This is a genomic window from Pseudomonas sp. NPDC087639, assembly GCF_044743385.1.
GTDB lineage: Bacteria > Pseudomonadota > Gammaproteobacteria > Pseudomonadales > Pseudomonadaceae > Aquipseudomonas.
The window spans coordinates 1-4,363 of record NZ_JBIUWI010000015.1; the positions used below are offsets into that span (position 1 = coordinate 1).

3 protein-coding genes are annotated in these 4,363 nt (G+C 59.2%); 2 read left to right on the forward strand and 1 reads right to left on the reverse strand.

The genetic code is table 11. The features are described from left to right. Window positions 1-2,372: methionine synthase (gene metH, locus ACIOVB_RS08875; protein ID WP_401266792.1), on the forward strand; the 2,372-nt coding region annotated here is incomplete at its 5' end. Between the two features lie 126 nt (window positions 2,373-2,498). Next, window positions 2,499-2,717 (forward strand): DUF2970 domain-containing protein, encoded by a 219-nt coding sequence (locus ACIOVB_RS08880; protein ID WP_401266795.1) that lies wholly within the window; start codon window positions 2,499-2,501, stop codon window positions 2,715-2,717. Window positions 2,718-2,723: 6 nt separating this feature from the next. Here ACIOVB_RS08880 and ACIOVB_RS08885 read toward each other — a convergent pair whose 3' ends face one another. Then, the gene (locus ACIOVB_RS08885; RefSeq protein ID WP_401266798.1) at window positions 2,724-3,797 is read right to left on the reverse strand and encodes an ABC transporter substrate-binding protein; all 1,074 of its coding nucleotides are present in this window, start codon (window positions 3,795-3,797) and stop codon (window positions 2,724-2,726) included. Window positions 3,798-4,363: the final 566 nt, after the last annotated feature.

Here is a 4,363-nt window from a genome sequence, read left to right on the forward strand (position 1 = left end):
GCCCCCCGAGCAGCCAGGGCCCGGGCACCGTCAACGCGATCACCATGACAGCAGGCGTCGAGCAGTTCATCCATCACGCAAAGCTGTGCAAGCGCTACGGCGCCGCCGTGGTGGTGATGGCGTTCGACGAAGCGGGTCAGGCCGACACCGAAGCGCGCAAGAAAGAGATCTGCAAACGCTCCTACGACATTCTGGTCAATGAAGTCGGCTTCCCGCCGGAAGACATCATCTACGACCCGAACATCTACGCCGTGGCCACCGGCATCGAAGAACACAACAACTACGCTGTGGACTTCATCAATGCCTGCGCCTACATCCGCGACGAACTGCCGTATGCGCTGACCTCCGGCGGCGTGTCCAACGTGTCGTTCTCGTTCCGTGGCAACAACCCGGTGCGTGAAGCGATTCACTCGGTCTTTCTGCTGTATGCGATCCGCGCCGGCCTGACCATGGGTATCGTCAACGCCGGGCAGCTGGAAATCTATGACCAGATCCCTGTGGAGCTGCGCGACGCCGTCGAAGACGTGGTGCTCAACCGCACCCCGAACGGCACCGACGCCCTGCTCGCCATCGCCGACAAGTACAAGGGCGACGGCAGCGTCAAGGAAGCCGAGACCGAGGAGTGGCGCAACTGGGACGTCAACAAGCGCCTGGAGCATGCGCTGGTCAAGGGCATCACCACACACATCGTCGAAGACACCGAAGAATCGCGCCAGTCGTTCACCCGTCCGATCGAGGTGATCGAAGGTCCGCTGATGTCGGGTATGAACATCGTCGGCGACCTGTTCGGCGCCGGCAAAATGTTCCTGCCACAAGTGGTGAAATCCGCCCGAGTGATGAAACAGGCCGTAGCGCATCTGATCCCGTTCATCGAACTGGAAAAAGGCGACAAGCCGGAGGCCAAGGGCAAGATCCTCATGGCCACCGTAAAGGGTGACGTGCACGACATCGGCAAGAACATCGTTGGCGTGGTGCTCGGTTGCAACGGCTACGACATCGTCGACCTCGGCGTGATGGTGCCGGCGGAGAAGATCCTGCAAGTGGCCAAAGAGCAGAAATGCGACATCATCGGCCTGTCCGGCCTGATCACGCCGTCGCTGGATGAAATGGTTCACGTGGCCCGCGAGATGCAGCGTCAGGATTTCCATTTGCCGCTGATGATCGGTGGTGCGACCACTTCCAAGGCGCACACCGCCGTGAAGATCGAGCCGAAGTACAGCAACGACGCGGTGGTCTACGTGACCGACGCCTCCCGCGCCGTGGGCGTGGCGACGCAGTTGCTGTCGAAAGAATTGAAAGCCGGGTTTGTCGAAAGAGCCCGTGCCGAATACGTCGAAGTGCGCGAGCGCACCGCCAACCGCAGCGCCCGTACCGAGCGCCTGAGCTACGCCGCCGCCATCGCCAAGAAGCCGCAGTTCGACTGGGCGACTTACGAGCCGGTCAAACCGACGTTCACCGGCAGCAAGGTGCTGGATAACATTGATCTCAAGGTGTTGGCCGAATACATCGACTGGACGCCGTTCTTCATTTCCTGGGATCTGGCCGGCAAGTTCCCGCGCATCCTCGAAGACGAAGTGGTCGGTGAAGCTGCCACCTCGCTGTACAAGGACGCGCAAGAGATGCTCGCCAAGCTGATCGACGAGAAACTGATCAGTGCCCGCGCCGTGTTCGGTTTCTGGCCGGCCAATCAGGTGCATGACGACGATATCGAGCTGTACGGTGACGACGGCAAGCCATTGGCCAAGCTGCATCACCTGCGCCAGCAGATTATCAAGACCGACGGCAAGCCGAACTTCTCGCTGGCCGACTTTGTTGCGCCAAAAGACAGCGAAGTGACCGACTATGTCGGCGGCTTCATCACCACCGCCGGCATTGGCGCCGAAGAAGTGGCCAAGGCCTATCAGGACGCCGGCGACGATTACAACTCGATCATGGTCAAGGCTCTGGCCGACCGTTTGGCCGAAGCTTGCGCCGAGTGGCTGCACCAGCAGGTGCGTAAAGAGCACTGGGGTTATGCCAAGGACGAAACCCTCGACAACGAAGCGCTGATCAAAGAGCAATACAGCGGCATCCGCCCTGCTCCAGGCTACCCGGCCTGCCCGGATCACACCGAAAAAGCCGCGTTGTTTGCCCTGCTCGATCCCGAGGCACAGGAAATGCGCGCCGGACGCAGCGGTGTGTTCCTCACCGAACACTACGCGATGTTCCCGGCCGCAGCGGTCAGCGGCTGGTATTTCGCCCACCCGCAGGCGCAGTACTTTGCCGTGGGCAAGGTCGACAAGGATCAGGTGGCGAGTTACACCTCGCGCAAAGGTCAGGAGTTGAGTGTGACCGAGCGGTGGTTGGCGCCGAACCTGGGTTACGACAACTAAAAAGATCGCAGCCTTCGGCAGCTCCTGCAGGGTGAACTCATTCCAGTGCAGGAGCTGCCGGAGGCTACGATCTTTTTTTCAGGGGTTGGCTATGCTTGTCTGACACACACGGCAGACGAGGGATTTATGGACGATCCAGTCGACAACAAACCGCCGAGCTTCTGGCAGATGCTGCACAGCGTGATGGCGGCGGCGTTCGGGGTGCAGAGCGGAAAGAATCGGGCAAGGGACTTCACCCATGGCAAGCCCAGCCATTTCGTGATGTTGGGCATTCTGTTCACTGCGGTGTTTGCCTTGACGCTATTTGCCATCGTCAAACTGGTGGTGCATTTCGCCGGTGTCTGACGCGCTTCAGTGCATCAGGGTCTGCAAGCTGAACGGATAGCGGTACGAGGCCGGGCGCCCCTTGGCCGAGAGCTTGCGGAAATTCACGCCGTAATTCGGCGAGGCACCCATGGCCAGCATTCGCCGGGCGTGGGCCTTGTCGATCAGTTGCATCAATGGCAACTGACGATCGCGACCGCCGTACTGCTCCAGATCGACGCCCTGCTCATGATCATGCAGCTCTACCAGCGCCCAGCCACCCAAGGTGAAGTGTCCGCCCAGCAACGCGCTCAAGCGGCCGTCGATCAGTGCCTGCAATGCTGCGGGTGAGGAATTGACCGCGCTGAATAACGCATCTTTGCCTGGGTTCTTGCCAGTCTCGGAAAACGCCCGCATCGCACCAAACGCCATTTCATCATTGGCCGACCACACCAGTGACACGTTCGGGTAGCGGGCGAACAACTGTTTCGCCTGTTCATAGGCACGTTGCTGCGTCCAGCCGCTGTAGACCAATTGGCGCAAGCGCACCTGCGGATGCTCGGCCAACGCGCGCTGCATACCGCGCTCCCGCAACTGCGCAGACGGGGTGATCTTCAACCCGGAAAACGCGAGCAGTTCGATAGGCTCATTCCGAGCCACGGGCGGGTGCAGACGAATCAATTCCTTCATCATCAAATACCCGCCCTCCTCGTCGTTCGGCACCAGACTGCCGACCCGGTCGCTGCGTTCGCCCACCAAAGCCTGCTGATCAGACGTCAGGGCGGCATTGACCATGAACAGCTTCACCCCGCTGTTGTCGGCCAGACGCAGAATCTGCGGCGCGACATACTGTTCGTTGACGAATATCAGGTAATCGGGACGATTCGGCCCCTGCAACGCAACGCGGGCCTGAGCCAGCGTCAGTTCGGGCTGGCGCTGTGAATAGAGGATTTGTAGATCGATGCCCAGGTCCCGAGCGGCCGCCTGCATGAACTGCGAATAGCTGACCCAGAAGGCTTCCTGGGTCGAGCCCGGATTGAGGAACAGCACCGACTCCGCCCGAGCGCAGGTTGTGAAAAACGCGCCGAACAGCAGCAGACTGAGGTGAAGAAACTTGCACATGAAGCATCCGGGCCCGAGGAAAAATGGCCGCGCATTATAGCCATTCAATCACTGGCTATTGACGCCTGATCCCGTTTTTTGTCCGACAATCGTCGGGGCCGGGCCCGGACGGGTCGTTTACTGATGACTGACCCAGAATACCGCCGTCCCTACTACCAGAATGATCAGGAACAGAATTGCCCAGGCATCAACGCTGCTATCGCTTTTCCTTGCTTTGGTCGGATTGCTCATTGCATCGCCTCTTATCGGTTTTATCGGTGATTGCAGAAAGACTCGTCCACAGTTAAGACGATGATTGTCCGCACGACAAATGTGGATTAGCTAATAACCGTTCTCGTTAGGCGATTTGGTTCTTTACATATACTCAAACATCACTTTTGCGCATAACTGCAAACGGGTATATTGCCCCGGCTCCGTTAGTGAGTGCGCGGCCGTGCGCGCAGAATTGCAGAGGCAAAATCGGACTCCAGCAAGCGAAAACGCAGCGTTTTCCGAGTGGCCCAAGCCTGAGAACAGGACTTATATGTACGTATACGACGAGTACGATCAGCGGATCATCGAGGACC

What these genes read in the sequence shown, in the direction of transcription:
- ACIOVB_RS08880 (WP_401266795.1), top strand. Translation starts at nt 2,499, where the DNA reads ATGGACGATCCAGTCGACAACAAACCGCCGAGCTTCTGGCAGATGCTG.
- ACIOVB_RS08885 (WP_401266798.1), bottom strand. Translation starts at nt 3,797, where the DNA reads ATGTGCAAGTTTCTTCACCTCAGTCTGCTGCTGTTCGGCGCGTTTTTC.